The organism is Streptomyces sp. NPDC041191, assembly GCF_055591945.1.
The window spans coordinates 110,889-136,256 of the sequence record NZ_JBVIZC010000014.1 but is presented as its reverse complement, the minus strand read 5'-3'; the positions used below and the strand labels follow the sequence as shown (position 1 = coordinate 136,256).

Here is a 25,368-nt window from a genome sequence, read left to right as displayed (position 1 = left end):
ACACGATGCCGGACCTCGCCGCCCTCGCCGACGAACACCTGACCGCGGCCCACGCCGCCCCGCACGGGCGGAGCGCCCGTCTGGTGGTGCACGACGGGGTGCTCCGCCAGACCGTCATCGCCCTGACGGCGGGCACGTCCCTGGACGAGCACAACGCGCCCCCCGCAGCGAGCCTCCAGGTGCTGCGGGGACGGGTGGACCTCACGGCGGCCGGCCGGGCGGAGGAGCTGAGGACGGGCACGCTCCGCATGATCCCCAAGGAACGGCACGGGCTGACCGCCCTGGAGGACGCGGTGGTCCTCCTGACCGCCGTCAACGACTGACGCGCGCCTCCCGTACCGGCCCTCCCCGCCGCCCGGAGGACCGGACGCCCTCCCCGCCCCGCGCGTCGCGGGACGGGGAGCGGCCCGCGGGTACCCACCGCCCCGGGTCACCCGGACGGACCAGCGGCCCCGGGGGCGGCGGGGGTCAGCGGGGCGGTTCCGGAAGCTCCTCGCCGGTCTCCAGGAGCGACTTGAGGCTGGAGACCAGCGCGGGCCATCCCTCGGCGACCAGGCGTCCGACGGTCCCGCCGGGTTCCAGGTCGCCGTGGGTGACCGTCAGCCGGACCGTGTCGCCGGACGGTTCGATCGCGAAGGCCACCCGGGACCGGCGCTCCCGGGCGAGGCGTTCGTACGCGTCGGGCCCGAGGCCGACGGCCTCCGCCCAGGCCGGGGTGAAGGCGTGCCAGGTGTACGAGAGGCGGCGGCCGGGCTCGGCCTCCAGGACCACCTGGCCGGGGTCGGCGGTCCTGCGGCCGCCCTCGTCCCAGACCATGGGCGCCCCGGGGGTCCACTCCGTCTCGAAGGCCACGCCCCAGTAGCGGCGGGTCAGATCCGGTTCGGTGAGCGCCTTCCAGAGCTCGTCGGGAGTGGTCCGGATGTAGGTGGTGTAGACGAACGTGTCGTTGTCCATCGCGCTGCCCTCGGATCTGCCCCCACGGCTGCCCCCTCCAGCCTAGGCAGGGGCCGGACGGACGTGCCAGTGAAGGGCCCGTCCGGCCCGCGGGACCTCCGCCGGTCCGATGATCCTTCTTCCGTTGAATAGGTGCGGAGGAAACTATTCAACGGACTGCTAGCGTGTCCGGATGTCCCTCAAGCACGCCGTCCTCGCCGCCCTCCTGGAGGGCGAGGCATCCGGATACGACCTGGCCAAGATCTTCGACGTGTCCGTCGCCAACTTCTGGGCCGCCACCCCGCAGCAGCTCTACCGCGAGCTCGAACGGCTCGCCGGGGCCGGTCTGATCACGGCCCGGGTGGTGGAGCAGGAACGGCGCCCCAACAAGAGGATGTTCAGCCTGACGGAGTCCGGCAGGCGGGACCTGGCCCTCTACACGTCGGCGCCCCCGCGCCTGAGCGCCGTCCGCGACGAGCTGATGGTCCAGGTCCAGGCGTGCGACGGGGGAGACACCGGGGCCGTCCGCGAGTCCGTGGCCCGGCGGATGGAGGTGGCCCGGGAGAAGCTGGGCCGCTACGACCGGCTGCGGGAGCGGATGCTCGACGGCCGGGACGAGGAGGCGTACCTGGGCGGGGCGGAGCGGATCGGGCCGTACCTCACGCTGATGCGCGGACGGGCCTTCGAGGAGGAGAACCTGCGCTGGTGCGCCCGCGTCCTCGCCGTGCTGGACCGGCGCGCCGCCGCGGGAACCGGAACGGCGGGCAAGACGGCGACCGGGGACGCGCGCCGGTCCCCCGAAAGGGTGACCGACGCCCTTACCCTGCGGTAACGTCACCGACCGGCCACCGGAGGCACCGGTGACGCATCGGGACGGATCGGGGACGGACCTCCATGAACGTCGGTGACCTCGTCGAGGACTTCAGCCTTCCGGACGAGACGGGCACTCCGCGCTCCCTGAGGGGACTGCTGGCCGAGGGCCCCGTCGTCCTCTTCTTCTACCCGGCGGCGCTCACCCCCGGCTGCACCGCCGAGGCATGTCACTTCCGCGACCTGGCGGCCGAGTTCCGGGCCGCCGGCGCGCTGCCCGTCGGTATCAGCTCCGACGGGGTGGAGCGGCAGCGGGAGTTCGCCGGGCGCCACTCCCTCGGCTACCCCCTGCTGTCCGATCCGGACGGCGCCGTACGGGAACGGTTCGGCGTCCGGCGCGGGTTCTCGCTCGCGCCGACCAAGCGGGTCACGTTCGTGATCGGGCAGGACCGGCGGGTGCGGGAGGTCGTACGCAGCGAGCTGCGGATGAGCGCGCACGCGGACCGCGCCCTGGCCGCCCTGCGTCGCGGCTGAACCGCGCCGCCCCCCTAATACGTACATGAAATACCACTTTGATACGGTCGGGCCGTGAGGCTGACGAAGTTCACCGACCTGGCGCTCCGTGCCGTGATGCGCCTGGCGGTCACCCCCCGGGAGGAGTCCGTCACCACCCGCGAGGTGGCGGAGTCGATGGACGTGCCGCACGCCCACATGGCCAAGGTGGTCACCCGGCTCCAGCACCTCGGCGTGATCGAGGCGCGTCGCGGGCGCGGGGGCGGGCTCGTCCTGACGGAGCTGGGCCGGCGCTCGTCGGTCGGGTGGCTGGCCCGGACCCTGGAGGGCGAGGAGGAGGTCGTCGCCTGCGAGGGCGATCCGCCGTGCCCGCTCCGGACCGCGTGCCGGCTGCGGGGGAAGCTCCGCGAGGCCCAGGAGGCGTTCTACCGCGTGCTCGACCCGCTGACCGTGGCGGAACTCGTGTCCTCGCCGACCGGCCCACTGCTCCTCTCCCTCACTCCACGCCCTCCGTCCTGACCGCGCCCCTCGGGGGACGCCCTCTCCTCCCCCCTTGAACAGGTAGATGATCTACCAGATTGCGAGTTCTCATGCTGTCCGAGCAGGCCGTGCCGGTCGTCCGCGCCACCCTTCCCGCCGTCGGCGGCGCCCTGGACGAGATCACCGAGCGTTTCTACGGACGCCTCTTCGCCGCCCACCCCGAGCTCCTGCGCGACCTGTTCAACCGGGGCAACCAGGCGAACGGCGAGCAGCGCAAGGCGCTCGCCGGCTCCATAGCCGCCTTCGCCGTCGCCCTGCTCGAACACCCGGACCGGCGGCCCGACGCGATGCTGTCCCGGATCGCCCACAAGCACGCCTCGCTCGGGGTCACCTCCGGGCAGTACAAGATCGTGCACGAGCACCTCTTCGCCGCGATCGTGGAGGTCCTCGGCGCCGCGGTGACGCCCGACGTCGCCCGCGCCTGGGACGAGGTGTACTGGCTGATGGCCAACGCGCTCGTCGCCGTGGAGGCCCGGCTGTACCAGGAGTCCGGTGTCGCCGAGGGCCGGGTCTGGCGGACGATGGAGATCGCCGAACGGCGGGAGGAGACGGCCGACACCGTCTCGTTCACGCTGCGCCACGCCGACGGAAGCCCCGCGACCGCGTTCCGGCCGGGCCAGTACGTGAGCGTCCGGGTCGCCCTGCCCGACGGCGCCCGGCAGATCCGCCAGTACAGCCTCTCCTCCGCCCCCGGGCGTCCGCAGTGGCGGATCACCGTGAAGCGGGCCGACGGCGACCCGGCGGGCGAGGTCTCGTCCTGGCTGCACGCCCACGCGCGCGCGGGGGACGCCGTGGAGGTCTCGGCACCGTTCGGCGACCTGGTCCTGCCCGGGGGCGACGGCCCGCTGCTGCTCGCCTCCGCCGGAATCGGCAGCACCCCGATGCTGGCGATGCTCGACCACCTCGTGAGCACCGGGTCGACCCGCCCCGTCACGGTCGTGCACGCCGACCGCGCCCCCGGGCACCACGCGCACGCCGCCGAACTGCGACGCCTCGTGGACACCCTGCCGCAGGGGACGCTGCACCTCTGGTACGAGGAGCCGGGCGACTCCGGGGCCCGGCCGGGGCGCGCGGACGTCACGACGCTCGACCTGCCGGAGGGCGTGACCGCCTACCTCTGCGGGCCGCTGCCCTTCCTCCGCGCGGTGCGCGGCGATCTCCTCGGCCTGGGCGTCCCCGCCGCCGGCATCCACTACGAGGTGTTCGGGCCCGACCTGTGGCTGGGCGCCGAGGGCTGACCCGCACCGACGGCTTCCCTTCGATCCAAAGCAGCATGGCGCTGTTGTTGCGAATACTGCATAGTGATGTGCCATGTCGGCCTCGCATTCAGCGGGTCCGCGACGAGCAGACGGAAGCGACGGAGACGATGGGTGCGTTCGGGTCAGCAGGGGGCGTCCGGAGTGCCGGGCAGCCGGTGCGCAGGATCGCGCTCGACATCGGCAGCTCCCGGACCCGCGCCTGGACGCCCGGAGCCGGGGTCTACGCGGACGTGCCGAGCGGACCGGTGCGGCGCGGTCGCGTGACCGACACGGACGCGCAGCTCCGCCTGCTGCGGCGCCTGACGGCCGCGGCCCCGGGCCACGGGCACGACACCGTGGTGATGCTGACCCACCCGGTGCTCGTCGGCCGGGAGGAGCGGGAGGCCGTGAAGCGGGTGGTGGACGGTCTCGGCGCGGTCCGGGGCTTCGCCGTGGACAGCGCCCGCGCCGCGGCGGCCTACGCGGCCCCGGCCGGCGAGGGACCGCTGCTGGTGGTCGATCTCGGCGCGCAGCTGACCGAGGTCACGCTCGTGGTGGACGGCCTCGTCCAGGACGCGCGGCTCGCCGAGATAGGCGTCGACGACCTCCCGGAGACGGGAAGCGCCCCGGACGCGGTCGCCGGAACGGCCACCGACATGGTGAGCGACCTGTGGCGGCACGACCGCACCGGTGCCGTCCGCGGGGCGTTGCGCCGGGGGGTCCTGGTGACCGGCGGCGGAGCCTTCCGCCTCGACGTGACCGCCCGGCTGGCCCACCTCCTGCGGGCCCGCCTCCGTCTGGCGAACGATCCGTCGACCAGCGTCGTCCGGGGGGCGGGGCTGATGCTCGCCTCCGCCCTCCGCCACCCGACCGCCGCCCCCGCCCGGGTCTGACGCCGGGCGGGTCCGACGCCGGGTGGAAAACGGGCCGGGAACGACAGAGCCCCGGTTGGACGGGGGGTTCCAACCGGGGCCGTTCGCCGTGACGGACGAAGGGCGGTCGCCTCCGGCGGGGGGACCTGGGGGACCGGGCCCCTTCGCCGTCACACAGAGGAGAACGACGGGTCCCTCCCGAATGTTCCGAGAGTTCCCCCATGGGGCATGTGAGGCACCTCACCCGTTTTCGGCGGACCCTGTCAGTCCTTCTCGGGACGGTAGACGGTGCCCGGCTCGGCCTTCCCCGGAGCGAGGAGTTCCGGCACCGTCACGAAGGTGAAGCCCCGCCGCTTGAGCTCGTCGACGATCGGGGGGACCGCCGGGACCGTGCCGTCGTAGATGTCGTGGAGCAGGATGATCCCGTCGCCGTGCGCCTGTTCGAGCACGCGCTTCTCTATGAGGGCCGAGTCGGTGGTGGAGTAGTCCTTGGCCGTGATGCTCCACAGGATCTGGGCGAGGCCGAGTTCCCGGCTGACGTCGGACACCGTGTCGTCGGTGCGGCCCTGGGGCGGGCGCATCAGGGTGGGCTTCCGGCCGGTGATCTTCTCGACGGCGTCCTGGGTGCGCGACAACTCCTCGCGGACCTCGGCGGCGTCGAGATCCGTCAGGATCCGGTGCGTCCAGGTGTGGTTGGCCACCTCGTGGCCCTCGTCGGCGATGCGCTTGACCACCTGGGGGTAGCGGTCGACGTGCTTGCTGCCGAGCAGGAAGAAGGTGGCGGGAACCCCCTTCTCCTTGAGGACGTCGAGGAGCCTGGGGGTGTCCTTGCCCGGCCCCGCGTCGAAGGTCAGCGCGATGCACTTGGCCCTGGCGCAGTCGGTGCGGCGGGCCGGGCCGCCCGCCTTGCCGTCCGTTCCGGCCTCCTCCCGCGCCTCCTGCGGGGTGAGGGGATCGACTCCGCAGCCGCTCAGCGTCACCATCAGTGACGCGACGGCGAGCAGGGCGACGACCGCTCCCCCACGTCGGCGCGGCCTGGATCGGAACATGCTGGAACCCGCTTTCCCCGGTGACGTCTTCGACAGGGCCGCCATCGCCTGGTCAGGGCGGGACGCGCGGCCGAACACGCACTCTACACAGGGTGTATAGCGGGACGGGGCGCGGGGTCACCGGCCGCGCGCGGGCGCACGGGCGCACTCCGAGCGGTTGTGAGAGCGGTTCGAAGGGCTGCGGGAGTACTTCGAGGGGCTGCGGGAGCGGTTCGAAGGACTGCGGGGTTCGAGGGGCCGCCGGCCGGGGGCCGCTCGCCGGGTGCGGGCACGCGAGGGCCCGGGGCGTCCGGCCGCGCCCCCGGGCGGCCCCCGGCGCCCGCCCGCCGGCCTCAGCGGGAGGCGAGCAGCAGGCGCGCCTCGGTCTCCTGGTCGCCGGAGACGGCGCGCAGGGACCGGACTTCGAAACCTGTGGCCAGCGTCTTCTCCACCTCGCCGACGGCGCGGTAGCCGCCGGTGAGCGTGACGCCGACCGGGGCGGACAGACGGGCGGGGCGCACGTCCCGGTGCGGCCCTCCGGCCGTGTCGAAGGTGGCCGTCCAGACCGTGGGGGCCGGGGCCGTCTCCGCCGACGAGTCCGGTGCCGCCATGTCCTCCAGCCGGTAGACCCCGTCGAGGACCCCGAAGACGGCCCGGGCGTCCTCCCGGTCGCAGTCGCTCAGCTGGACGGTGACGTCGGTGTCGATGTGCAGGTCGTACACGTCGCTCATCTCCTCGTGGTCCGCCGGTCGCGCGTGGCGCCGCCCGCTCCTCGCGCCGGGCACCCGTGATGCCACTCCTCCAGCATCCCTCCCGGGACGCCGCACCGCGAGGGCCGCCGCCACGTCCTCGGCGGCGGCCGGTCGCCCCTCCTCTCCGGCCCCGCCGTCCTCGCACGCCGGTGGCCCAGCGCCCCGTCCCGCACGGGAGCGGGACCGCCCTCAGGGCCACTCCGCCGGACGCCTCCGCCGCCGGGTGCGTGCCGCGCGCCCCGGCCTCCCCCGCCGGAACCGGTCGAGGAGTCGGGTGCGGACCGGACGGGAGGGCGGACGGCCGGGCATCGCCCTCGGCCGCCCGGACGGCTCCGGAACCGAGGCTTCCGGGCCCGGGGCTTCCGGGGCCGTCCGGACGGAGGCGTCCGGGAACGGGAACACCGGGGCCGCCGGGGCGACAGCCGTCGGGAATTCCGGCAACGGACCCGGGGGCCGCTGCGGTACCGGACCCACGGGCGGCGCCGACAGCGCTCGCGGCCCGCCCCGCACCGCCACCGGCAGGGCCCACGGGTCCGCCGCCCCGGGCCGCGCGGCAGGCCCCGCCCCCGGCGGGACGGCGGGCGGGGCGCCGGTCCAGACGGAGGCTACCGGGCCGGTCCCCCCTCCGGCCGGGAACGGCGGCGCGGCCACGTCCTCCCCCGGATACGGGGCCGGACACGCGGCCCGCGCCTCGTCGAGGGCGAGCGCCAGGTTCAACCGGTGCCAGAGGATCTCGTCCGGATCGTCCGCCCGCATCAGCCGCTCGGCGATCTCGCGCGCCGCCGCGGACACCGGCAGCCCGGCCGGCGGGGGCGGGCGCAGCCGGTCGAGGTGGGCGCGCTCGTACGGATCGTCCACGATCTCGGCCACCTGGACCGGGTCGAGCAGGGAGGCGACGGCGGAGGCCCGCGTCCACGGCTCGCCGGTGGCGCGCAGCAGCAGGGCGAGCCGTCGCGCACGCCAGTTTCTCGGCCGCAGGTCCTCGTGCGCGGCCAGGCGCTCCTCCAGGTCCGGCGGCAGCCGTCCCGCGAGGAGCGCCGGACACCTCCGGCCGAACTCGGCCACTTCTTCCGCCGGATACGTCCACACCACCGCCCGACAGCGGTTCAGCGAGAACCGCACCGGGCTGAGGTGCCCCGTCCGGGCCAGTCCGGTGAACCGGCCCGGGGCGATCCCGAGCAGCGCCGCGGCCTCTCCCGTACCGACCGTGCGCACCCGGTCGCGCAGCCCCGCGGGGAAGTCCGGCGCGGCCCTGAGACGGTCGAGTTCGCGCCGCTCGACACGCCACCGGCCGCTCCCGCCGGCCGGCACCGTCCTCACCAGTCCGAGCTGGACGCCGAGCCCGAGTTCGTCGCGCCCCAGCTCCAGCTCCCGCGCGGCCCGCGCCGGCGTCACCGTGTGCGCCCGCTCGTCCACCGCCCCGTCGTCCACCGTCCCGTCGCCCGTCGCCCCGCCGTGACCGTCCGCCGTCATCCCGCGGCCCTCCCCGTACGTCCGTACTCTCTCCGTGTCGCGAACCCGCACGTCCCGCGTGGCCCGCCGAACAGAAAGTAACGCAGAGTGACGAATCGTGGGTGCCCTGTGGACAACCGCCTGTGGACAACCGGGGCGGAGGTCAGAACAGGCCGTCGCCCGGGTACCCGGACTGACGCGCCGCCACGGCAAGGTGTTCGCCGACACGGTTGACCAGGAGCGTCATCTCGTACGCCACCTGACCGACGTCGGCCTCCGCCGCGCTCAGGACGCACAGGCAGCTGCCCTCGCCCGCCGCCGTCACGAAGAGCAGGGCCTCGTCGAACTCCACCATCGTCTGCCGCGCCCGGCCCGCGCCGAAGTGCCGGCCCGAGCCCCGGGCGAGACTGTGCAGGCCCGAGGAGACGGCGGCCAGGTGCTCGGCGTCCTCGCGCGCCAGCCCGCTGCTCGCGCCCGTCACCAGACCGTCGTTCGAGAGCACCAGCGCGTGCCGTATGTGCCCGACCCGCCGGGTCAGGTCGTCCAGGAGCCAGTCCAGTCCCTTGTCCAACGCCATCGGTGGTCCTCCCCCTAGGTGGTGCGCCCCCGCCGACCGGGTTCCCGTGCTCCCCGTGTCACCGAGGCCCGCGTGTCGCCGCAAGCCTTACGCACTGTCGTGGACAGGGCAAGCACTGCATCACATCCGTGCGTGCCGCAGGATGGGGAACATGACGAAGATGACCGAGGAACAGTGGCGGGCCTTCGTGTCCGCGGGGACCCGCACCGGCAAGCTCGCGACCGTGCGCGACGACGGCAGTCCCCATGTCGTGCCGGTCTGGTTCGTGCTCGACGGCGACGACTTCGTGTTCAACACCGGCAGGGGCACGGTGAAGGGCCGCAACCTCGCCCGTGACGGACGGGTGGCCCTGTGCGTCGACGACGACACCCCGCCCTTCTCCTTCGTCTCCCTGTTCGGGCGCGCCGAACTCAGCGAGGAAACCGAGGAGTTGCGTCACTGGGCCACTCGCATCGGCGCCCGCTACATGGGGGAGGACCGGGCGGAGGAGTTCGGCGAGCGCAACGCCGTCCCCGGTGAACTCGTGGTCCGGGTGCGGATCGAGAAGGTGGTCGCCGAGGCCGGCCTCGCCGACTGAGCCCCGGCCGGTCCCCGCCCTCGCGGACGACGAGCACGCGCTCCCCCACCCCCCACCCCCCGGATGCGGAACCATGGACGCATGAGCGACGACCCCACACGCGTCCGGGAGTTCTTCGGCGTCCGCGCCGCCGACTGGGACGGCAGGTTCCCCGACGACGGTCCCGCGTACGCCGCCGCCGTGGCCGAACTGGGGCTGCGTCCGGGCGACGCGGTCCTCGACGCGGGCTGCGGAACCGGACGCGCGCTCCCGGCGCTCCGGGCCGCCGTGGGTCCCTCCGGCACCGTCGTCGGGGTGGACCTCACTCCCGAGATGCTGGAACAGGCCCTGGGAGCCGGGCGCGGCGGCGAAGGCGGTGGAGCGCTGCTGCTCGCGGACGTGGGCCGGCTGCCCCTGCGCGGGGGCGCGCTCGACGCCGTCTTCGCCGCGGGGCTCGTCTCGCACCTCGCGGACGCCGCCGCCGGCCTGCGGGAACTCGCCCGCGTCGTGCGGCCCGGCGGCCGGCTCGCGCTGTTCCACCCGGTCGGACGAGCCGCCCTCGCGGCACGGCACGGTCGCCGGCCGACGTCCGACGACGTGCGCGCCGAACCCCGGCTGCGGGCCCTGCTCACCGGGTCCGGCTGGCGTCCGGCCGGCTACACCGACGAGGACACGCGTTTCCTGGCCCTGGCCGTCCGCGAGGACCGGACCGGCGGCGTCGTCCGGACGGCTCCCGCGTGACGGACCGGCTCCGAAGCGGGCGGCGGGCCCGGAGACGGTGCCGGGTCCCGGCGCGTACGAGGACCCCGATGCGCGTCGGACCCTCGACGCGCGGGTTACTCACTGGTTAAGGTGCGCCGACGACCGGATGGGGAGGCTGCCGTGGCCGGGACGGACCCGATCGCCGAGACCGACGCCGACGCGCTGTTCGTGCTGACCGCCGCGCTGCTGACGCCCGCGAGTTTCCCCTGCGTGCTCGGCGACGACTACCCGGCGGCCTGCGCGGCCCTGGGGCTGGGGCCCCGCCCGGAGGGGTACGGCCTCGTCTTCGGCCAGGACGGCCGCGGGGCGCGGTGGACGGTGGTCGTCGACGACGTGGCGCTGGTCGCCGTGGCCATCTCCTCCTGGGACTGCGGCATGGCCTACGACCTGTCCCCGGACGAGCGTTCGGTGGTCACCGGGCTCCCGGGCTGGCCGCTGGCCCTGGCGACCTCCGTCCCGGGCATCCCGGCGCCGCACGACCCGGAGCCGGAGGAGGGCGATCCCGCTCCCCTGGTCCCGCCGTCGGGCGACGTGTGGGGCCCGGCCCAGCGCCGTCTGGGCGCCGACGAGGTGGCGCTCCACTGGGCCGCCTGGCGGTCCCGGATGAACGACGACGGCACGTACGCGGAGGACAGCCCCTCGGACGTGGGGGACGCCGGGGACACGGCGGACGCGGCGACCGGGGGCGACCCCTACGACGGGGTGCGCAAGGCCCTGGACGAGCTGCGCGGCTATCTGGAGGAGCCGCCGTCGGCGGGACGGGTGCGGACGGTCTCCGGCACGACGGGCGGCGGGCGGTTGCTGCGCGCGGACGGTCCCGGCTGGTCGCTCGTGGCCGGGGTCGGCGACATGGCGTTCGTCCTCCTCGACGAGGCGCCGCGCGCGGTGCTGCCGGTGGCGCGGGGGCCGAGGCTCCCCGCGCTCCTCGAAGCCCTCGACGCGATGGCCGTACGCCCGTCCTGAGGACGGCCGTGGGCCCGCCACCGGGATCGCCGTACGCCCGCCCCGGAGGCGCCCCGGGGCTCCGCCCGGCCGCCGGGACGGTGTCCCTCACGTCAGGGCGTGTCCGTACGCGGCGACCGGACCGTCGAGCTCCGGATCGCCGAACTCCGCGCGCAGCGCGCCGAACGCCGCCACCTTGTCCGGACCGAACCGGCTCACGGACACCGCGTAGGTGTCCGGGGTCAGGAACCTCGGCGGCGTGCTCTTGCTGTGGAACTTGTCCGCGTACATGACCAGGCGTTCCTCCGGGGTGACCGCCACGTAGTCGGCGGGCGGCAGCGGCAGCCCTTGGGTCAGGACGTCCTCCCGGGTGAGCCCGACCCCCGTGTGGTGCGAACAGAACCGGCACACCGCCTCCGGCAGTCCTTCGGCCGCCAGGATCTCGTGCCCCAGGAGCCCGTGCCGGATGTAGTTCCGGCCGTCGAGGCGTCCTTCGGTGTCGTAGAGGCGGTAGACCCCGATGTCGTGCAGCAGGCACCCCGCGCGCACGAGTTCGGGGTCCACGCCGCCGTCCAGGCGCGGCATCAGGCTCTCGGCGATCCGCCACACGATCTCGCAGTGCGTGAAGACGCGGTGGAACGCCTCCTCGTGGGGAGCGTGCTTCCTGTGCAACGCACGTATCTCGTCGACCGAGGGAATGTCCATCCCCGCAGCGTAGTGAGTCGGGGACCCGCATCCGGGGCGCGCCCCACAGGACGGGGGCCCGTGGTGTGGTCCCGGACCATGGTCCGGCGGGGGGCGCGCGCCGCAGGATGTGCCGCCGCACTCCTTTCCGCCGTCCCACCGGAGGTCCGTCATGCGCCTGTTCCCGGGCGTCTCCCTGCTCACCGCGCTCCTGGCCGGGGCCACCCTCCTCGCCCCCGCGAGCCCCGCCGGGGCGGAGGCCGCCGCGCACTGCGCCCGCCAGGACCGGGTCCGCGTGCCGGGCGCCGCGCACCAGCGGTCCGCCTGTCTGGGCGACCTGACGACGGCGGGGCTCGCCGGCACGCCGTACACCGACATGGCGGACCAGGCCGGGCTCGCCGCGAAGGGGACCCGCAACCCCTCGGGGGTGCCGGGCGTCCAGATCGACGGCTACTTCCCCGACGACTCCCGGCTCAACGCCACGCACGGCTGGGCCCACGACGCGCAGTTCGTCGTCCGGCTGCCCGACCGCTGGAACGGCGGGCTCGTCGTCACCGGCGCCCCCGGCACCCGTCGCCAGTACTCCACGGACGCCCTCGTCTCGGACCGGGTGCTCGCCCGGGGCTTCGCCTACGCCGCCACCGACAAGGGCAACACCGGCCCGGACTTCTTCACCGACGGGCGGGAGCCGGGCGACGCGGTGGCCGAGTGGAACCGCCGGGTGACCGAGCTGACGGTCGCCGCCCAACAGGCCGTACGGCAGCGGTACGGCCGCCGTCCGGCGCGCACGTACATGACCGGCATCTCGAACGCCGGCTACCTGACGCGCTGGCAACTGGAGAACCGGCCCGAGCTGTACGACGGCGGAGTCGACTGGGAGGGCGTGCTGTGGACCGCGCGCGGCCCCAACCTCCTGACGAGCCTGCCCGTCACCGTGGCCCGCTCCCTGGGCCGGGCCACGGACGAGGACCTGATCGGGGCCGGTTTCGCACCGGACTCGCGCTTCCTCTGGCCGTACCACGAGCAGGTGTACTGGGGGCTGACGCAGAAGATCTTCCGCGCCGAGTTCGACCCCTCGTACGATCCGGCCTGCCCCGGCTCCACCGCGGGCGGGACCGCGCGGGAGATCTTCGCGCCGTGCGCCTCAGACGCCTCGTACGACTACGCCTCCCGGCCCGCGTCCGTCCACCGCGCCGTCGCGAGGGTCGCGCTCACCGGGCGGATCGGCAAGCCCCTGATCACCCTCCACGGCGACCTGGACGCCCTGCTGCCCCTCGCGACGGATTCCGACGTCTACGCGCGGATGGTCGACGCGCGGGGCCGGGGCCGGCTGCACCGCTTCTACACGGTGCGGGGCGGGACGCACGCCGACGGCCTGTACGACACCCACCCGGACCGGCTGCGGCCGATCCTGCCGTGCTACCGGTCGGCGTTCGACGCGCTGACGCGCTGGGTCGAGGAGGGCGCGGCCCCGCCGCCGGACCGTACGATCGCACGGCCGGCGGACGGTGACGTGGTCAACTCCTGCGCCCTGGAGCGCTGACGCCGCCCGGCGTCAGACCCGGTCCAGCGGGCGGTGCGGCCCCTCCGGCGGCTCGACCCCGATCGGGTCGCCGGGCCGCACCTCCCCGCCGGTCAGCACGATGCCCATGATCCCCGCCCTGCGCACGATCCCGCCGTTCTCGTCGCGGCCGACGAGCCGCTTGAGCAGGCCGGGCCGGAAGGCGTCGATCTGGGCGCAGGGGTTGCGCAGGCCGGTGACCTCGACCACGGCCTCGGCGCCGAGGCGCAGGAGGGTGCCGGTGGGCAGGCCCAGGAGGTCGATCCCCCGGGTCGTGACGTTCTCGCCGAGGGCGCCGGGGGCGACCTCGAAACCGGCCTCCGCGACCTCGTCGAGGAGTTCGGCGTGGATGAGGTGGACCTGGCGCAGATTGGGCCGGGTCGGGTCCTGCGCGATACGGGACCGGTGCTTCACCGTCACGCCCGCGTGGACGTCGCCCGCCACGCCGAGTCCGGCGAGGAGGGTGATCTCGTCCCTGTTGGGCTTGGTGAACGCGTACGTGCCGTTGCTGCTGACCGCGGTGACGATACCGCTGCTCATCACGGGGACTCCCCTTCCCTGCGACCCGGGAACCGGCGGACCGGCCCCGCGAGTCGGTGATCACCTCACGTGTGGACGCGTCCGACCCTACTCGGCGGCCCCGGAGCGCAGGGGTGCGCCCACCTCGCGCAGATGACCGAGGGCCTGGCGGTACGAGTCCACGAAGCCGGTCTCCGTGTACGGCACGCCCAGGGCGGCGCAGTGGGCCCGGACGGCGGGCCGGGCGAGCCGGAGGTTCGGCCGCGGCATGCTCGGGAAGAGGTGGTGCTCGACCTGGTGGTTGAGCCCGCCGAGGAACCAGTCGGTCAGGGCGCCGCCGCGGATGTTGCGCGAGGTGAGCACCTGGCGGCGCAGATGGCCCCAGCTGTCGCCGTCCGCGTGCTCGTCCGGCCGCTCCATGCCCTTGTGGTTGGGGGCGAAGGCCATGCCGAGGTGGACGCCGAGGAGCATCTGGTGGAGCAGCGCGAAGACCAGGGCCTGGAGCGGGGTGAGGAGGGCGAGGAGGAGGGTCGCGTATCCGGCGAAGTGGGCGAGGAGCAGTCCGCCCTCGACGAGCCGTTCGCGCCGGGTGCGGCAGGGGCCGTCCTGCGCGAGGAGCGCCCGGACCCCGTACACCTTGAGCGCGATGCCCTCCAGGCTCGTCAGCGGGAAGAAGAGCGCGGCCTGGTGGCGGGTGAGGAAGCCGCGCAGGCCCGTCCGGCCCGCCGCCTGGTGCTCGGCGAAGACGAGGACGTCGGCCGCGACGTCCGGGTCCTTGTCGAGGTGGTTGGGGTGCGCGTGGTGACGGTTGTGCTTGTCGTTCCACCACTCCCTGCTCATGCCGAGGAGGAGGTTGGCGTGGACGAGCTGGATGATCCGGCTCGTCCTGCGGTCGGCGGTGATCTGGGCGTGCCCGGCGTCGTGGCCGACGAAGGCGGCGCGGGCGGAGAGCAGGGCGAGGGGGACGGCGAGCGGAAGGGCCCACCAGGAGGGGCCGACGAGGGCGAGCCCGGCCACCACGGCGGCCAGGGCGAGGAGGTTGAGGGCGATGCGGCGGGCGTACCAGCCGGGGCGGTGTTCGAGGAGGCCCTGCTCCCTGACCGACCGCAGGAGCGGCGCGAAGTCGCTGCCGCCCCTGTGGCGGGCGGGCGCGGCGGCCGGCGGGAGGACGGTGGCCTGGGACATGGCGGCTCCGGTTTCTTCGGGGCGGTGTGCGGGCGGAAGGCGGAAGGGGGCCGGGGACCGGCCGGTGGGCGCCTGTCAGGAGGGAGGGGCCGGGTGGCCCGGCCGGGTGGGGCCCTGTCAGGAGGGAGGGGGGCCGGAGACCGGCCCGTGGGTGCCTGTGAAGAACGTACGGACCCGCTCCCGTCCGGGGCCATGGCGGCACCACCCGCCCGCGGCGGGGGGCGCGCCGGGGGGCCGGGGTGGGGAGGACCCCCCTTCCGGGCGGGATCGCGGGTGTGGCGCGGAACACTGCGGAGCGGTGCGCCACGGCGGGGTTCGTGGAGTATCCTCGGCCGTTCGAACCCCCAGTAGTCAAATTTGAGGAATGCGTTGTCGCCGTCGCACGGACCCGATGATTCGGCTCGCGAACCCGTCCAGGAACCCGCCCCCGCGACCTCACCCGAAGCCCTTCGCCGCCTCCCCCGGCACTCCGCCGTCTTCCTCCCCGCCGACCCGCCCCGCGCCGGGCGGATCGCCTTCTGGTCGCCCGGCGGCGACCCGTTGCCCGACCCCTCCGGCACCCCGGCGTCCGGTACCGGGATCACGGTCGTGGACGGCGACACCCTCCGGCCCGTGACCGTTCCCGCCCTCACCCTCTCCGTGGGGGACGCCCTGCCGCTGCTCGCCCGCGCCCGGTTCGCGGACGCCGCCTCCCCCGCCACCGCCTTCTGGGGCGCCGCCGCGCTGCTCGCCCTCGACCTGGTGGCGCGCGGCCTGCTCCTGCCCGGCCTCACGCCCGGCGACCACGACGCGTGGCGGGCGGGGCCGCTCGGCCCCGGAGAGCTGGCGGACCTGCGCACGCTCGCCGCGTCGATGCCGCCCGCGGCCCACGCCGTGCCCCTTCCCTCCCCTTCCGTCCGCCCCGGCGCCCCGGCCCCTTCCGGCGAGCCGCTGCTGCCCGAACCCGAGGCGCTGCTCCGGGCCTTCGCCGACGCCGTGGCGGACACCCTGCCCCGCTCCCCGGCGGCACCGCTCGCGGCCGGCGGCTCCGCCTTCGCGGCCCGCGAGCCCCGGCCCGCCCCCGAGCAACGGGCGTGGACGGCCGACGTGGCGGCCGTCCACGACGCGGGCGTACGGCTGTCGCTCCGGATCGAACTGCCCGGCTTCACCGCCGCGTCGCGGGAGGCGCCCGCCTTCCGGGCGGTGCTCCAGCTGCGCGGCGCCGCCGATCCGGACCTGGTCGCGGACGCGGCCGAGGTGTGGTCGGGCTCCGGACCGGCCGGAGCGGCGTTCGGCCCGCGGGCCCCCATGGACGCCCTGCTCGCCCTGCGGCGCGCCGCCCGCGTCTGGCCCCCGCTCTCCCCGCTCCTGTCGGCCGCCGTGCCGGACGCCGTCGAACTCGCCGACGAGGAGGTCGCGGAGCTCCTGGGCCCGGCGGCCGACGCCCTCGCGGCGCTGGGCGTCCGGATCCACTGGCCGCGCGAACTCACCGACCGGCTGACCGCCCGGGCCGTGATCGGACCGGCGGACGGGGACGCGCCCGGAACGGCGGGCGCGGCGCGGGACCCCCACGCGCACGACCCGCACGACCCGCACGGCCCCGACGCCGCCACCGGCGGCTCCACGGGGTCCTCCGCCGGGCCCTCCCTCCTCGGTGCCGACTCCCTGCTCGCCTTCAACTGGCGCTTCGCCGTCGGCGACCACGAACTGACCCGGGCCGAACTCGACCGGCTCGCCGAGGCGGGTCGCCCCCTCGTACGGCTGCGCGACCGGTGGGTCCTGGTCGATCCCGCCGAGGTCCGCCGCGCGAGGACCCACCAGGACCGCGAGGTCACGCCCGTGGAGGCGCTCTCGGCCGTCCTCACCGGCACGACCGAGGTCGACGGACGGCCCGTCGAGGTGGCGGCGACGGGGTGGCTGGAGCGGCTGCGGGAACGGCTCGCCGAGCCCGAGGGCGGCCGGCCCGAAGTGCCGCAGCCCGCCGCGCTCGCCGCGACCCTGCGCGACTACCAGCTGCGCGGGCTCGACTGGCTGCACCGGATGACCTCGCTCGGTCTCGGCGGCTGCCTCGCCGACGACATGGGACTCGGCAAGACGATCACGGTCATCGCCCTGCACCTGCACCGGCAGACCGATCCGGCCTCGGCGGGCCCCACCCTCGTGGTCTGTCCGGCCTCGCTCCTGGGCAACTGGCAGCGGGAGGTCGAGAAGTTCGCGCCCGGCACGCCGGTGCGCCGCTTCCACGGCGCGGCCCGCGACCTGGAGGGGCTCGCCGACGGCGGTTTCGTCCTGACCACGTACGGCACCATGCGGCTCGACGCCGAGCGGCTCGCCGCGCGGGACTGGGGGCTCGTCGTCGCGGACGAGGCGCAGCACGTCAAGAACCCGTACTCGGCGACGGCGCGCCGGCTGCGGACCATCGGGGCACGCGCGCGCGTGGCGCTGTCCGGCACCCCGGTGGAGAACAACCTCTCCGAGCTGTGGGCGATCCTCGACTGGACCACCCCGGGGCTCCTGGGCGGTCTGGGCGCCTTCCGCACCCGGTTCGCCGCCGCCGTCGAGGGAGGCAGGGACCCCGCCGCCGCCGAGCGGCTGGCCGCGCTCGTCCGGCCGTTCCTGCTGCGCCGCCGCAAGTCGGACCCCGGCATCGCGCCCGAACTTCCGCCGAAGACGGAGACCGACCGGTCCGTCCCGCTGACGCCCGAACAGACCGGGCTGTACGAGGCGGTGGTGCGGGAGACGCTGGCGGCGATCTCCGAGGCGGACGGCATGGCGCGCCGGGGGCTCGTCGTGAAGCTCCTGACGGCGCTCAAGCAGATCTGCAACCACCCCGCGCAGTACCTCAAGGAGAAGGACCCGAGGATCGCGGGCCGTTCGGGCAAGCTGGAACTGCTCGACGAACTCCTCGACACGATCCTCGCGGAGGGTGCCCGCACCCTGGTCTTCACCCAGTACGTGGGAATGGCCCGGCTCCTGGAGAGCCATCTCGCGGCGCGGGGCGTGCGGACGCAGTTCCTGCACGGCGGCACACCGGTCGCGGAGCGGGAGGCGATGGTCGCCCGCTTCCAGGACGGCGGGGTCCCGGTCTTCCTGCTCTCCCTGAAGGCCGCCGGCACGGGGCTCAACCTCACCCGCGCCGAACACGTCGTGCACTACGACCGCTGGTGGAACCCGGCGGTGGAGGCCCAGGCCACCGACCGCGCGTACCGGATCGGGCAGGACCGTCCGGTCCAGGTCCACCGGCTGATCGCCGAGGGCACGATCGAGGACCGGATCGCCGTGATGCTCGACCGCAAGCGGGAGCTGGCGGACTCCGTCCTCGGCACCGGCGGGGACATGCCGCCGGAGCTGACCGAACTGACCGATGCCGAACTGGCGGAGCTGGTGCGACTGCGAGGAGACGGACGATGAGCGGGTACGGACACCGGGACGACGAGCGGACGTTCGCGGCGCTGCCGCCGGCGCGGGGCGCGGGCTTCACCCGGACCTGGTGGGGCCGGGCGTGGCTCAAGGCCCTGGAGGACACCGCGCTCGACAACGCCCAGCTCAAGGCGGGGCGCCGCCACGCGCGCGCGGGCGCGGTGGGCGCCGTGTCGGTGCGGCCCGGCCGGATCACGGCGGTGGTCAAGGATCGCGACGGCACGGCCTGCCGGAGCGACGTGCTGGTGCGGGAGTTCTCCGAGGAGGAGTGGGAACGGCTCCTCGGCCTCGCCGCGGACAGCGCGGGGCACATCGCGGCGCTCCTCGACCGCGAGATGCCGCCGCACCTGGTGGAGGACGCGGCGGCGGCCGGGCTCGATCTGCTGCCGGGCATCGGGGACCTCGTCCCGGAGTGCGACTGCGACGCCTGGGACCACTGCTCGCACACGACGGCCCTCTGCTACCAGGTGGCCCGCCTGCTCGACGAGGACCCCTTCGTCCTGCTCCTGATGCGGGGACGCGGCGAACGGACCCTGCTGGGCCAGTTGCAGGCGCGCAGCGCCTCGCGCGCCGCCCTCCCGGCGGGCGACGGGGACGGCGCGGGGAGCGGCACGTCCGGGGGCACCGACGGGATGCCCGGCGTGCCGGCCGGGGAGGCGTACGGGTCGGCCTTCCTGCTGCCGCCGCTGCCGGACCCTCCGGCCGTCCCCGCCGCGCCCGGCCGGCCGCCGTCCCTGGACACCGACACGGAACCGGGGCCCGGGGTGGACCCGGCGGCCCTCGAGTTCCTGGCGGCGGACGCGGCGGCCCGCGCCCACCGGCTGCTGGCCGGGGTGTCGGAGGCGGAGGCGGACGGCCCGGCGGCCGGGGACGCGCCGCCGACGGTCGCCCAGGACGCGGTACGGCTCGCCGCCGCTTCTCCCGCTCCCCGGATCGCGGCGCGGCTCGCCTCCGGTTCGGGGCGGACGCGGACCGACATGGACCTCGCCGCGCGCGCGTGGCGGTTCGGGGGCGCCGCCGCCCTCGCCGTCCTGGAGGAGGAGTGGGCTCCGGACGCCGGTGCGCTGGACCGCGCCGGGGCACGGCTCTCGGCGGCCTGGGAGGACGACGAGCGGCCGGCCCTCCGCCGGGCGGGCGGCGCGCGGTGGACGGCGGCGGGCACGCAGGCGCAGCTGCGGCTCGGCGAGGACGGCCGCTGGTGGCCGTACCTCAGGTCCGGCGGGCGCTGGTCCCCGGCGGGGCCGCCGGACCGGGACCCGGCGACGGCCCTGGCGACGGCCCTCGCGGCGGACGCTACCTGAGGCGGTGGCCGATCCTTCCGCCGCCGGCGGCGGGGGCGGCCAGGCTGCAGGCCACGGTGTCCGAGCCGAGGAGGTAGCTCGTCCGGTAGGGGTACTGGACGAAGGTCGTCCAGCGCGTGCCGAGCGGCTGCCGGGCCGCCTTGACGCGCAGGGGCCCCCGGCAGAGGACCGCGGCCGCCTCCCGCACCGCCCGGTCCGTGGCGTAACGACCGGTCAGGCGGGGCCGGGCGACGAGTTCGGCGGAGTGCGGCGTGTCGCAGGGGCGCCGGACGGCGGTGCCGGGCGCGGCGCGGTCGATGTCGAAGCAGTCGCCCACGCGCAGCGCCTCGAAGGAGACGGGCCGGGCGGGCGGCGGAGTACTCGCCGGTCTCCCGGAAGGGGACCGTCCGGTCGCGGGGGCGGTCGCCGGGGAGGCGGTCCTCGCGCGCCGGGGCGGTTCCGGCGCCGCGCTCGTGAGGAGGGACCTTCCTCCGGGCGTCGTACGCGTCGGCGTGCCGCCCGGTGTGGCGCCGGGCGTCGGCGTGCCGGTGGTCCCGGCGTGCGCCGTGCCGGACGTCCGGGCGCCGGTCGTGGGAGGGGGGACGGCCGGGCCGGGGTCCCCGGTGACGACGGGGGACGGCGGAGCGGCCGCGTCCCGGCCGGCGGTCCCGCCGTCCCCGGCGCCGGCTCCGACGAGCAGGAAGGCGGTCACCACGAGGGCCGCCGTGAGCAGCGGGACGAGGGGGGTGCCGAACCAGCGCGCGGGGCGCGCCGTCCGGCCCGGCCGGGACACGCCGGACCGGAAGGGCCTCGGGAATCCCGGCCCGGCCGCGAGGAGTTCGGCGGGGCGGCGGAAGGAGGGGCGCGTCTCCGACGGGCCGGACGGGCCGACCGCGCCGGGCTCTTCGCGCGGACCGGCCGTGCGGGGCGTCGCGGGTGGACCGGCCGTACGGGGCGTCGCGGGCGCGTCGCGGGGAGCGGCGGGCGCGCGGGGCGCTTCGGACGCGCGCGGCTCTTCGCGGGAACCGGGTTCGCCCGGTCGGCGGTCCGGCGGCGGGGCGGGGAGGGACGGGTGGGGCACGTGGTCCAGGTTCGCCGGTCGGCAGCCGTGGGGCCAGTCTTCCGTGCCCGCCGGGGACCGTGCGTACAGAATCGTGACCATTCCCGGGCGCACGGCCCTCCCCCGCGCCGCCGCGCTTCCCGGCGGTGAGTCGCCCCCGGCGCCGGTCACGGTCCGGGCGCCACTCCACGTGAGGAACCGGGTCCGGTTCCGGACAGGGGGCGCGTCGGGTTCCCGGGGGCCGGTCGGTCGTCGGCAGCGGGGCGCGGGGAGGGTCGGACCGCAGGTCCGGCCGGTGTTCACGGACGGGCATATGCCCAAGTCACCCTACCCGGCCTTCAATTCCCGACAGTCCGAAAGTAAACCTCCTTGCGTTTCTGGCAGTTAGTGATCGATTCAAGTACTCTTCGATCGCGCCGCGGGGCGTTGGGGGCACCCGGGCTCAGCGCCTGGAGGGTGCCAGTGTTCAAGGCCGCAGTACTCGATCTGCCGTTCCCGCCCCGGGCCCACCCGGACCGGGAGTCCGCCGCACGGCTCCACCGGTCGTGGCTGGACCGTCACGAAGGGCTCGCCGGGGCCGTGGCCCCGAAGGCGTACGACCAGTGGGACGTGCCCCGGCTCGCCGCGCTGACCAGCCCCGACTGCGCCGCCGACGACCTCGCGCTCGCCTCGGACCTGCTCGGCTTCTACTTCCTCTTCGACGACGGTTTCGACACCACCCTCGGCCGTTCCCCGGCGCAGGTGGCGGAGATCTGCGCCCGGCTGACGGCCCTCCTGCACGGGGACGGTCCGGCGCCCGCCGCCCGCACCCCCGTCGAGCGGGCCTTCGCCGACCTCTGGGAGCGCAGCGCGGAGGGCATGTCCGCCCGGTGGCGGGCCAGGAGCGCCTACAACTGGGAGTGGTACTTCGCCTGTCATCCCGCCGAGGCCGCCGGCCGCGTGTCCGGCCGCTTCCCCGACCGGGAGGGGTACCTGGCGCTCCGCCGGGGCACGGCCGCCATGGAGACCCTCTTCGACATGGTCGAACGGCTCAACCGGTTCGAGCTGCCCCAGGAGGTGCTGCACCACCCGACCCTCCGCAGGATGCGCCAGCTGGCGGCCGACATACCGTCGTTCACCAATGACGTGCACTCCTACGCCCAGGAACTCGCGCGGGGGGACGTCGCCAACCTGGTGATGATCGCCCGCGAGGAGCGCGGCGGCACCGTCGAGGAGGCGGCAGCCGAGGTGATGCGCGAGGCCCAGGAGATGGTCGACCGCTTCGTGGAGCTGTCCGACGAGGTCCCCGGGATCTGCGACCTCCTCGGTCTGGATCCGGCCGGACGCGAGGCCGCCCGCCGGTACGTCGACGGCCTCGCCTCCTGGATCGCGGGGTACCACCGCTGGGAGATCGGCACCGGCCGCTACGGCGGCTGAGGGAACGTCACGCCTTCACCCACGGGTGCGGCCCGGCGCGGGAGACGGTGTCCGGCACCGCGCCCCGCGCCGGGCCGGGGTTCCGTCCCCTCCGCCCGCCGCCGACACCCGCGTACGACGGATCAAACGTCGCGCCACTTGGCCTGGCCGAAGGAGAAGATCCCGAAGAGCACGAGCCCGAGCGCCACGGCGACCAGGAGCCACGGTCCCGCCGGGGTCTGCGCGAACGAGCGGATCGTGTCGTCCATGCCCTTGGCCTCGTTCGGGTCGAAGGCGATCGCCGCCTTCAGGCCGAAGAAACCGGCGGCGGCGAAGACGAGGCCGCGCCCGACGCCGCCGACGATGCCCGTCACGTCCATGAAGCGCTGTTCCTTCTTCGACATCCGGTCCCACTTCAGGCGCTTGCGGTACTTCCGCGCCACGGCCCGGCCGCCGATCCACAGCCCCGCGGCCAGGAAACCCGCGGCCACCGCGCCGACCCACCACTGGCCGCCCGGCAGACCCAGCAGCCGCCCGGTGAGGTCGTGGCTCTGCCGGTCGGTCGAGCCCGCTCCGCTGCCCCGGTTCCCCGTCGCGAAGGACAGGACGAAGAAGGACGAGACGGCGTAGAAGACGAACCTGGCCCCGGACAGCGCTCGCTTGCGCGCCTTGTCGCCCTTCGGGCCCGCGGAGCCGAAGAGGGCCTCCGACAGCCGCCACAGCGCCATGCCGACGAGGCCGATGCCGAGGGCCCAGAGGATCACCGCCCCGAAGGGCGTCGCGGCGACCTGCCCGAGGGCCCCGCCCTTGTCGGCCTGCTCGTTCGTCCCCGTCAGGCCGATGCGTGCGGCCAGGACGCCGATGAGCAGGTACAGCACCCCGCGTGCGACGAAGCCCGCCCGGGCTCCCGCCCGCACCACGTCCCCGCGGGCCGTTCTTCTCGCCGCGGCCGCGGTCGTCCCCCCTGCGCTCATGTCCATGCACCCCTCTCGGATCGGAACTTCCGGGTGCCCCGTCCTCCCCGTTCGAACCCTCCCGGGTGTTCGAACGGAGACCGGCGGTCCGGCCGCCCTCCCGGTGCGGCGGGCCGTCGTTTGCGTCCCCCCGGCGCCCGGCGGAGACTGGGCCGAGGTGCGGGCGGTCGCGGAGAGGGAGCTGGACCATGGGCGAGTACGCCGATCTTCCCGGGGTCAGGACCTGGTACGAGACGGAGGGGAGCGGCGATCCGCTGCTCCTGCTGCACGGCGGTTTCTGCACCAACGAGACGTGGGGCTCCCAGCGGGCCGACCTCGCGGGCGCGTACCGCCTGTTCCTGCCCGAGCGGCGCGCGCACGGGCACACTCCCGACGTGGCGGGTCCGCTGACGTACCGGGACATGGCGGACGACACGGTGGCGTTCCTGGAACGGGTGGTCGCGGGCCCGGCGCACCTGGTCGGCTGGAGCGACGGGGGCGTCGTCGCCCTGCTCGTCGCCGCGGCCCGGCCCGACCTGGTCCGCAAGGTCGTGGTGATCGGGGCGAACTTCCGCCCGGCGCCGGAGTGCTTCGCCGAACCGTCGATGCTCGACGCGATGACGCCCGACGGCCCGGACCTGGAGTTCTTCCGGAAGATGTACGAGGCCGTCTCACCGGACGGCCCGGACCACTGGCCGGTGGTGGCGGCCAGGATGATCGACATGTGGCGGACCCAGCCGACGCTCACCGCCGGGGACCTGGCGCGCGTCCGGGCGTCCACCCTGGTCATGACCGGCGACGACGACATGATGACCCTCGAACACACCGCCGCCCTCTACCGCGCGCTCCCGGACGCCCGGCTCGCCGTGGTGCCCGGGGCGTCCCACCTGGTCCCGCTGGAGCAGCCCGCGCGGGTCAACCGCATGATCCTCGACCACCTGGCGCGGGACGCCGTCGAGACGATGCTGCCGATCCGGCGGCGCACGGGCGCCGCCGGGTCGCCGGACGGCCCTCCCCGGCCGGCCGGGGGCCCCGCGCCCCGCGACAAGGAAGCCGCCGGCCCGGCGGACACGCACACGGAAGGCCGGACGCGGAACCATGGCTGACGACGGCGCGTACGAGCGGGACCAGAACTACCTCACGACGCGGATCACGGCCGACGGCCGGGACGGCTACCCGGTGGAGCCCGGACGCTACCGGCTGGTCATCGCCCGGGCCTGCCCGTGGGCGAACCGGGCCGCGATCGTGCGGCGGCTCATGGGCCTGGAGGACGTGCTGTCGATGGGCATCGCCGGGCCCGTGCACGACGAGCGCAGCTGGTCCTTCGACCTGGACCCGGACGGCCGGGACCCCGTCCTCGGCATCGAACGGCTCCAGGAGGCGTTCTTCCGCCGCGACCCCGGCTACGCGCGCGGCATCACCGTGCCCGCGATCGTCGACGTCCCCACCGGCGCGGTGGTCACCAACGACTTCGCGCGCATCACGCTCGACCTGGGGAGCGAGTGGACGGCGTACCAGCGGGACGGCGCCCCGGACCTCTACCCGGAGAAGTGGCGCGACGAGATCGACGACGTGGCCGAGAAGGTGTTCCGGGACGTCAACAACGGCGTCTACCAGTGCGGTTTCGCGAACAGCCAGGAAGCGTACGACAAGGCGTACCGAAGGCTGTGGGAGCGGCTGGACCAGCTGGAGGAACGGCTCCGCGGCCGGCGCTACCTGGTCGGCGACACCCTCACCGAGGCCGATGTCCGGCTCTTCACGACCCTCGTGCGCTTCGACGCCGTCTACCACGGCCACTTCAAGTGCAACCGGCAGAAGCTGACGGAGCTTCCGGCCCTGTGGGGTTACGCGCGGGACCTGTTCCAGACGCCCGGCTTCGGTGACACGATCGACTTCGACCAGATCAAGGCCCACTACTACCGCGTCCACCGCGACATCAACCCGACCGGGATCGTCCCCCTGGGCCCGGACACCCGGAACTGGCTCTCGCCCCACGGGCGGGAGGAACTCGGCGGGCGGCCGTTCGGCGACGGCACGCCGCCCGGTCCCCCGCCCCCGTCCGAGCGGGTCCCGCCGCTCGGCTGACACCGGACACGCGCGCGGCCCCCGCCCGGGAAGGACGGGGGCCGCGCGCGGGGCGCTCAGGTCACCGGTTCGGGGCCGGGCCCCGGCGAGGGCGGCGGACCCGGCTGCGGGAACGGCTCCGGCGCCGGCACCGGGGCCGGCGGGTCCGGGTCCGGCCGGGGCGGTACCGGCGGGACGGGGTCCGGTCCGCCCGGTCCGGGGACCGGTCCCGGCAGCGGGCCGGGCGTCGGGCCGGGTCCCGGCGGGGGCGTGGGACTCGGCGGGACGGGGTC

25 protein-coding genes are annotated in these 25,368 nt (G+C 75.3%); 15 read left to right on the top strand and 10 right to left on the bottom strand.

Annotated features, from left to right (window positions below; translation table 11 throughout):
* Window positions 1-5: 5 nt before the first annotated feature.
* Complete coding sequence (locus ACZ6AQ_RS26145) at window positions 6-323, top strand: cupin domain-containing protein (RefSeq protein WP_468762871.1); 318 nt, start codon at window positions 6-8, stop codon at window positions 321-323.
* Window positions 324-468: 145 nt separating this feature from the next.
* On the opposite strand, the gene ACZ6AQ_RS26140 is transcribed toward ACZ6AQ_RS26145, so the two are convergent.
* A complete protein-coding gene (locus ACZ6AQ_RS26140) occupies window positions 469-954 on the bottom strand; it encodes an SRPBCC family protein (protein ID WP_468762869.1) in 486 nt (161 codons plus the stop codon).
* A 172-nt stretch (window positions 955-1,126) separates the two neighbouring features.
* Between ACZ6AQ_RS26140 and ACZ6AQ_RS26135 the strand changes: the two genes are divergently transcribed.
* The 5 genes from ACZ6AQ_RS26135 (at window position 1,127) to ACZ6AQ_RS26115 (ending at window position 4,927) form a co-directional block, all read left to right on the top strand.
* The gene (locus tag ACZ6AQ_RS26135; protein ID WP_468762867.1) at window positions 1,127-1,765 is read left to right on the top strand and encodes a PadR family transcriptional regulator; all 639 of its coding nucleotides are present in this window, start codon (window positions 1,127-1,129) and stop codon (window positions 1,763-1,765) included.
* Between the two features lie 62 nt (window positions 1,766-1,827).
* Window positions 1,828-2,277 carry a peroxiredoxin gene (locus ACZ6AQ_RS26130; RefSeq protein ID WP_468762865.1) on the top strand — a complete coding sequence of 150 codons (450 nt, stop codon included), beginning with the start codon at window positions 1,828-1,830 and terminating at the stop codon, window positions 2,275-2,277.
* Between the two features lie 54 nt (window positions 2,278-2,331).
* Window positions 2,332-2,775: an RrF2 family transcriptional regulator gene (locus tag ACZ6AQ_RS26125; protein ID WP_468762863.1), complete on the top strand. Its 444-nt coding sequence runs from the start codon at window positions 2,332-2,334 to the stop codon at window positions 2,773-2,775.
* A gap of 71 nt (window positions 2,776-2,846) precedes the next feature.
* Window positions 2,847-4,034 (top strand): globin domain-containing protein, encoded by a 1,188-nt coding sequence (locus tag ACZ6AQ_RS26120; RefSeq protein ID WP_468762861.1) that lies wholly within the window; start codon window positions 2,847-2,849, stop codon window positions 4,032-4,034.
* Between the two features lie 128 nt (window positions 4,035-4,162).
* Window positions 4,163-4,927, top strand: coding sequence for a rod shape-determining protein (locus ACZ6AQ_RS26115; RefSeq protein ID WP_468762859.1), 765 nt, complete (start codon window positions 4,163-4,165; stop codon window positions 4,925-4,927).
* Window positions 4,928-5,169: 242 nt separating this feature from the next.
* On the opposite strand, the gene ACZ6AQ_RS26110 is transcribed toward ACZ6AQ_RS26115, so the two are convergent.
* The 4 genes from ACZ6AQ_RS26110 to ACZ6AQ_RS26095 form a co-directional block, all read right to left on the bottom strand.
* Window positions 5,170-5,955, bottom strand: coding sequence for a polysaccharide deacetylase family protein (locus ACZ6AQ_RS26110; protein WP_468762858.1), 786 nt, complete (start codon window positions 5,953-5,955; stop codon window positions 5,170-5,172).
* 332 nt (window positions 5,956-6,287) lie between these two features.
* Entirely contained in the window at window positions 6,288-6,665 is a 378-nt protein-coding gene (locus ACZ6AQ_RS26105) for a hypothetical protein (RefSeq protein ID WP_388695429.1), read from the bottom strand.
* Between the two features lie 210 nt (window positions 6,666-6,875).
* The gene (locus ACZ6AQ_RS26100; RefSeq protein ID WP_468762856.1) at window positions 6,876-8,159 is read right to left on the bottom strand and encodes a DUF6397 family protein; all 1,284 of its coding nucleotides are present in this window, start codon (window positions 8,157-8,159) and stop codon (window positions 6,876-6,878) included.
* A 142-nt stretch (window positions 8,160-8,301) separates the two neighbouring features.
* Entirely contained in the window at window positions 8,302-8,715 is a 414-nt protein-coding gene (locus tag ACZ6AQ_RS26095) for a roadblock/LC7 domain-containing protein (RefSeq protein ID WP_388695423.1), read from the bottom strand.
* Window positions 8,716-8,866: 151 nt separating this feature from the next.
* On the opposite strand from ACZ6AQ_RS26095, the gene ACZ6AQ_RS26090 reads away from it, so the two are divergent.
* From ACZ6AQ_RS26090 to ACZ6AQ_RS26080, 3 genes are all read left to right on the top strand, one after another.
* Entirely contained in the window at window positions 8,867-9,292 is a 426-nt protein-coding gene (locus ACZ6AQ_RS26090) for a PPOX class F420-dependent oxidoreductase (protein ID WP_468762854.1), read from the top strand.
* Window positions 9,293-9,373: 81 nt separating this feature from the next.
* Window positions 9,374-10,012, top strand: a complete 639-nt coding sequence (locus ACZ6AQ_RS26085; RefSeq protein ID WP_468762852.1) for a class I SAM-dependent methyltransferase — start codon at window positions 9,374-9,376, stop codon at window positions 10,010-10,012.
* A 141-nt stretch (window positions 10,013-10,153) separates the two neighbouring features.
* Window positions 10,154-10,996: a hypothetical protein gene (locus ACZ6AQ_RS26080; RefSeq protein ID WP_468762850.1), complete on the top strand. Its 843-nt coding sequence runs from the start codon at window positions 10,154-10,156 to the stop codon at window positions 10,994-10,996.
* Between the two features lie 87 nt (window positions 10,997-11,083).
* Here the strand turns inward: ACZ6AQ_RS26080 and ACZ6AQ_RS26075 are convergent, their stop codons facing one another.
* Window positions 11,084-11,680 (bottom strand): HD domain-containing protein, encoded by a 597-nt coding sequence (locus tag ACZ6AQ_RS26075; protein WP_468762848.1) that lies wholly within the window; start codon window positions 11,678-11,680, stop codon window positions 11,084-11,086.
* Between the two features lie 151 nt (window positions 11,681-11,831).
* Between ACZ6AQ_RS26075 and ACZ6AQ_RS26070 the strand changes: the two genes are divergently transcribed.
* A complete protein-coding gene (locus tag ACZ6AQ_RS26070; protein ID WP_468762847.1) occupies window positions 11,832-13,202 on the top strand; it encodes a tannase/feruloyl esterase family alpha/beta hydrolase in 1,371 nt (456 codons plus the stop codon).
* 12 nt (window positions 13,203-13,214) lie between these two features.
* Here the strand turns inward: ACZ6AQ_RS26070 and ACZ6AQ_RS26065 are convergent, their stop codons facing one another.
* Window positions 13,215-13,760 (bottom strand): MOSC domain-containing protein, encoded by a 546-nt coding sequence (locus tag ACZ6AQ_RS26065; RefSeq protein WP_468762845.1) that lies wholly within the window; start codon window positions 13,758-13,760, stop codon window positions 13,215-13,217.
* 87 nt (window positions 13,761-13,847) lie between these two features.
* Window positions 13,848-14,924 (bottom strand): acyl-CoA desaturase, encoded by a 1,077-nt coding sequence (locus ACZ6AQ_RS26060; RefSeq protein ID WP_468762843.1) that lies wholly within the window; start codon window positions 14,922-14,924, stop codon window positions 13,848-13,850.
* Window positions 14,925-15,293: 369 nt separating this feature from the next.
* Here ACZ6AQ_RS26060 and ACZ6AQ_RS26055 point away from each other — a divergent pair, with 369 nt between their 5' ends.
* Both ACZ6AQ_RS26055 and ACZ6AQ_RS26050 read left to right on the top strand, forming a co-directional pair.
* Window positions 15,294-18,314: a DEAD/DEAH box helicase gene (locus ACZ6AQ_RS26055; protein WP_468762841.1), complete on the top strand. Its 3,021-nt coding sequence runs from the start codon at window positions 15,294-15,296 to the stop codon at window positions 18,312-18,314.
* On the top strand, window positions 18,311-19,624 hold the full coding sequence (locus ACZ6AQ_RS26050; protein ID WP_468762839.1) for an SWIM zinc finger family protein: 1,314 nt from the start codon (window positions 18,311-18,313) through the stop codon (window positions 19,622-19,624). The genes ACZ6AQ_RS26055 and ACZ6AQ_RS26050 overlap by 4 nt, the downstream gene beginning before the upstream one ends.
* Here the strand turns inward: ACZ6AQ_RS26050 and ACZ6AQ_RS26045 are convergent.
* Complete coding sequence (locus ACZ6AQ_RS26045; protein WP_468762837.1) at window positions 19,617-20,396, bottom strand: hypothetical protein; 780 nt, start codon at window positions 20,394-20,396, stop codon at window positions 19,617-19,619. The genes ACZ6AQ_RS26050 and ACZ6AQ_RS26045 overlap by 8 nt on opposite strands.
* A 729-nt stretch (window positions 20,397-21,125) precedes the next feature.
* On the opposite strand from ACZ6AQ_RS26045, the gene ACZ6AQ_RS26040 reads away from it, so the two are divergent.
* Entirely contained in the window at window positions 21,126-22,079 is a 954-nt protein-coding gene (locus ACZ6AQ_RS26040) for a terpene synthase family protein (protein WP_468762835.1), read from the top strand.
* Between the two features lie 122 nt (window positions 22,080-22,201).
* Here ACZ6AQ_RS26040 and ACZ6AQ_RS26035 read toward each other — a convergent pair whose 3' ends face one another.
* Window positions 22,202-23,032, bottom strand: coding sequence for a DUF1206 domain-containing protein (locus tag ACZ6AQ_RS26035; protein ID WP_468762833.1), 831 nt, complete (start codon window positions 23,030-23,032; stop codon window positions 22,202-22,204).
* Between the two features lie 188 nt (window positions 23,033-23,220).
* Here ACZ6AQ_RS26035 and ACZ6AQ_RS26030 point away from each other — a divergent pair, with 188 nt between their 5' ends.
* Together ACZ6AQ_RS26030 and ACZ6AQ_RS26025 are read left to right on the top strand one after the other, a co-directional pair.
* A complete protein-coding gene (locus tag ACZ6AQ_RS26030) occupies window positions 23,221-24,117 on the top strand; it encodes an alpha/beta fold hydrolase (protein WP_468762832.1) in 897 nt (298 codons plus the stop codon).
* On the top strand, window positions 24,110-25,096 hold the full coding sequence (locus ACZ6AQ_RS26025) for a glutathione S-transferase family protein (protein WP_468762830.1): 987 nt from the start codon (window positions 24,110-24,112) through the stop codon (window positions 25,094-25,096). Before ACZ6AQ_RS26030 ends, ACZ6AQ_RS26025 begins: the two co-directional genes overlap by 8 nt.
* Window positions 25,097-25,368 lie beyond the last annotated feature (272 nt).

Coding starts and splice junctions, on each gene's coding strand:
- ACZ6AQ_RS26145 (WP_468762871.1), top strand. CDS start 6: ATGCCGGACCTCGCCGCCCTCGCCGACGAACACCTGACCGCGGCCCAC.
- ACZ6AQ_RS26140 (WP_468762869.1), bottom strand. CDS start 954: ATGGACAACGACACGTTCGTCTACACCACCTACATCCGGACCACTCCC.
- ACZ6AQ_RS26135 (WP_468762867.1), top strand. CDS start 1,127: ATGTCCCTCAAGCACGCCGTCCTCGCCGCCCTCCTGGAGGGCGAGGCA.
- ACZ6AQ_RS26130 (WP_468762865.1), top strand. CDS start 1,828: ATGAACGTCGGTGACCTCGTCGAGGACTTCAGCCTTCCGGACGAGACG.
- ACZ6AQ_RS26120 (WP_468762861.1), top strand. CDS start 2,847: ATGCTGTCCGAGCAGGCCGTGCCGGTCGTCCGCGCCACCCTTCCCGCC.
- ACZ6AQ_RS26115 (WP_468762859.1), top strand. CDS start 4,163: ATGGGTGCGTTCGGGTCAGCAGGGGGCGTCCGGAGTGCCGGGCAGCCG.
- ACZ6AQ_RS26110 (WP_468762858.1), bottom strand. CDS start 5,955: ATGTTCCGATCCAGGCCGCGCCGACGTGGGGGAGCGGTCGTCGCCCTG.
- ACZ6AQ_RS26105 (WP_388695429.1), bottom strand. CDS start 6,665: ATGAGCGACGTGTACGACCTGCACATCGACACCGACGTCACCGTCCAG.
- ACZ6AQ_RS26100 (WP_468762856.1), bottom strand. CDS start 8,159: ATGACGGCGGACGGTCACGGCGGGGCGACGGGCGACGGGACGGTGGAC.
- ACZ6AQ_RS26095 (WP_388695423.1), bottom strand. CDS start 8,715: ATGGCGTTGGACAAGGGACTGGACTGGCTCCTGGACGACCTGACCCGG.
- ACZ6AQ_RS26090 (WP_468762854.1), top strand. CDS start 8,867: ATGACGAAGATGACCGAGGAACAGTGGCGGGCCTTCGTGTCCGCGGGG.
- ACZ6AQ_RS26085 (WP_468762852.1), top strand. CDS start 9,374: ATGAGCGACGACCCCACACGCGTCCGGGAGTTCTTCGGCGTCCGCGCC.
- ACZ6AQ_RS26075 (WP_468762848.1), bottom strand. CDS start 11,680: ATGGACATTCCCTCGGTCGACGAGATACGTGCGTTGCACAGGAAGCAC.
- ACZ6AQ_RS26070 (WP_468762847.1), top strand. CDS start 11,832: ATGCGCCTGTTCCCGGGCGTCTCCCTGCTCACCGCGCTCCTGGCCGGG.
- ACZ6AQ_RS26065 (WP_468762845.1), bottom strand. CDS start 13,760: ATGAGCAGCGGTATCGTCACCGCGGTCAGCAGCAACGGCACGTACGCG.
- ACZ6AQ_RS26060 (WP_468762843.1), bottom strand. CDS start 14,924: ATGTCCCAGGCCACCGTCCTCCCGCCGGCCGCCGCGCCCGCCCGCCAC.
- ACZ6AQ_RS26050 (WP_468762839.1), top strand. CDS start 18,311: ATGAGCGGGTACGGACACCGGGACGACGAGCGGACGTTCGCGGCGCTG.
- ACZ6AQ_RS26035 (WP_468762833.1), bottom strand. CDS start 23,032: ATGAGCGCAGGGGGGACGACCGCGGCCGCGGCGAGAAGAACGGCCCGC.
- ACZ6AQ_RS26030 (WP_468762832.1), top strand. CDS start 23,221: ATGGGCGAGTACGCCGATCTTCCCGGGGTCAGGACCTGGTACGAGACG.
- ACZ6AQ_RS26025 (WP_468762830.1), top strand. CDS start 24,110: ATGGCTGACGACGGCGCGTACGAGCGGGACCAGAACTACCTCACGACG.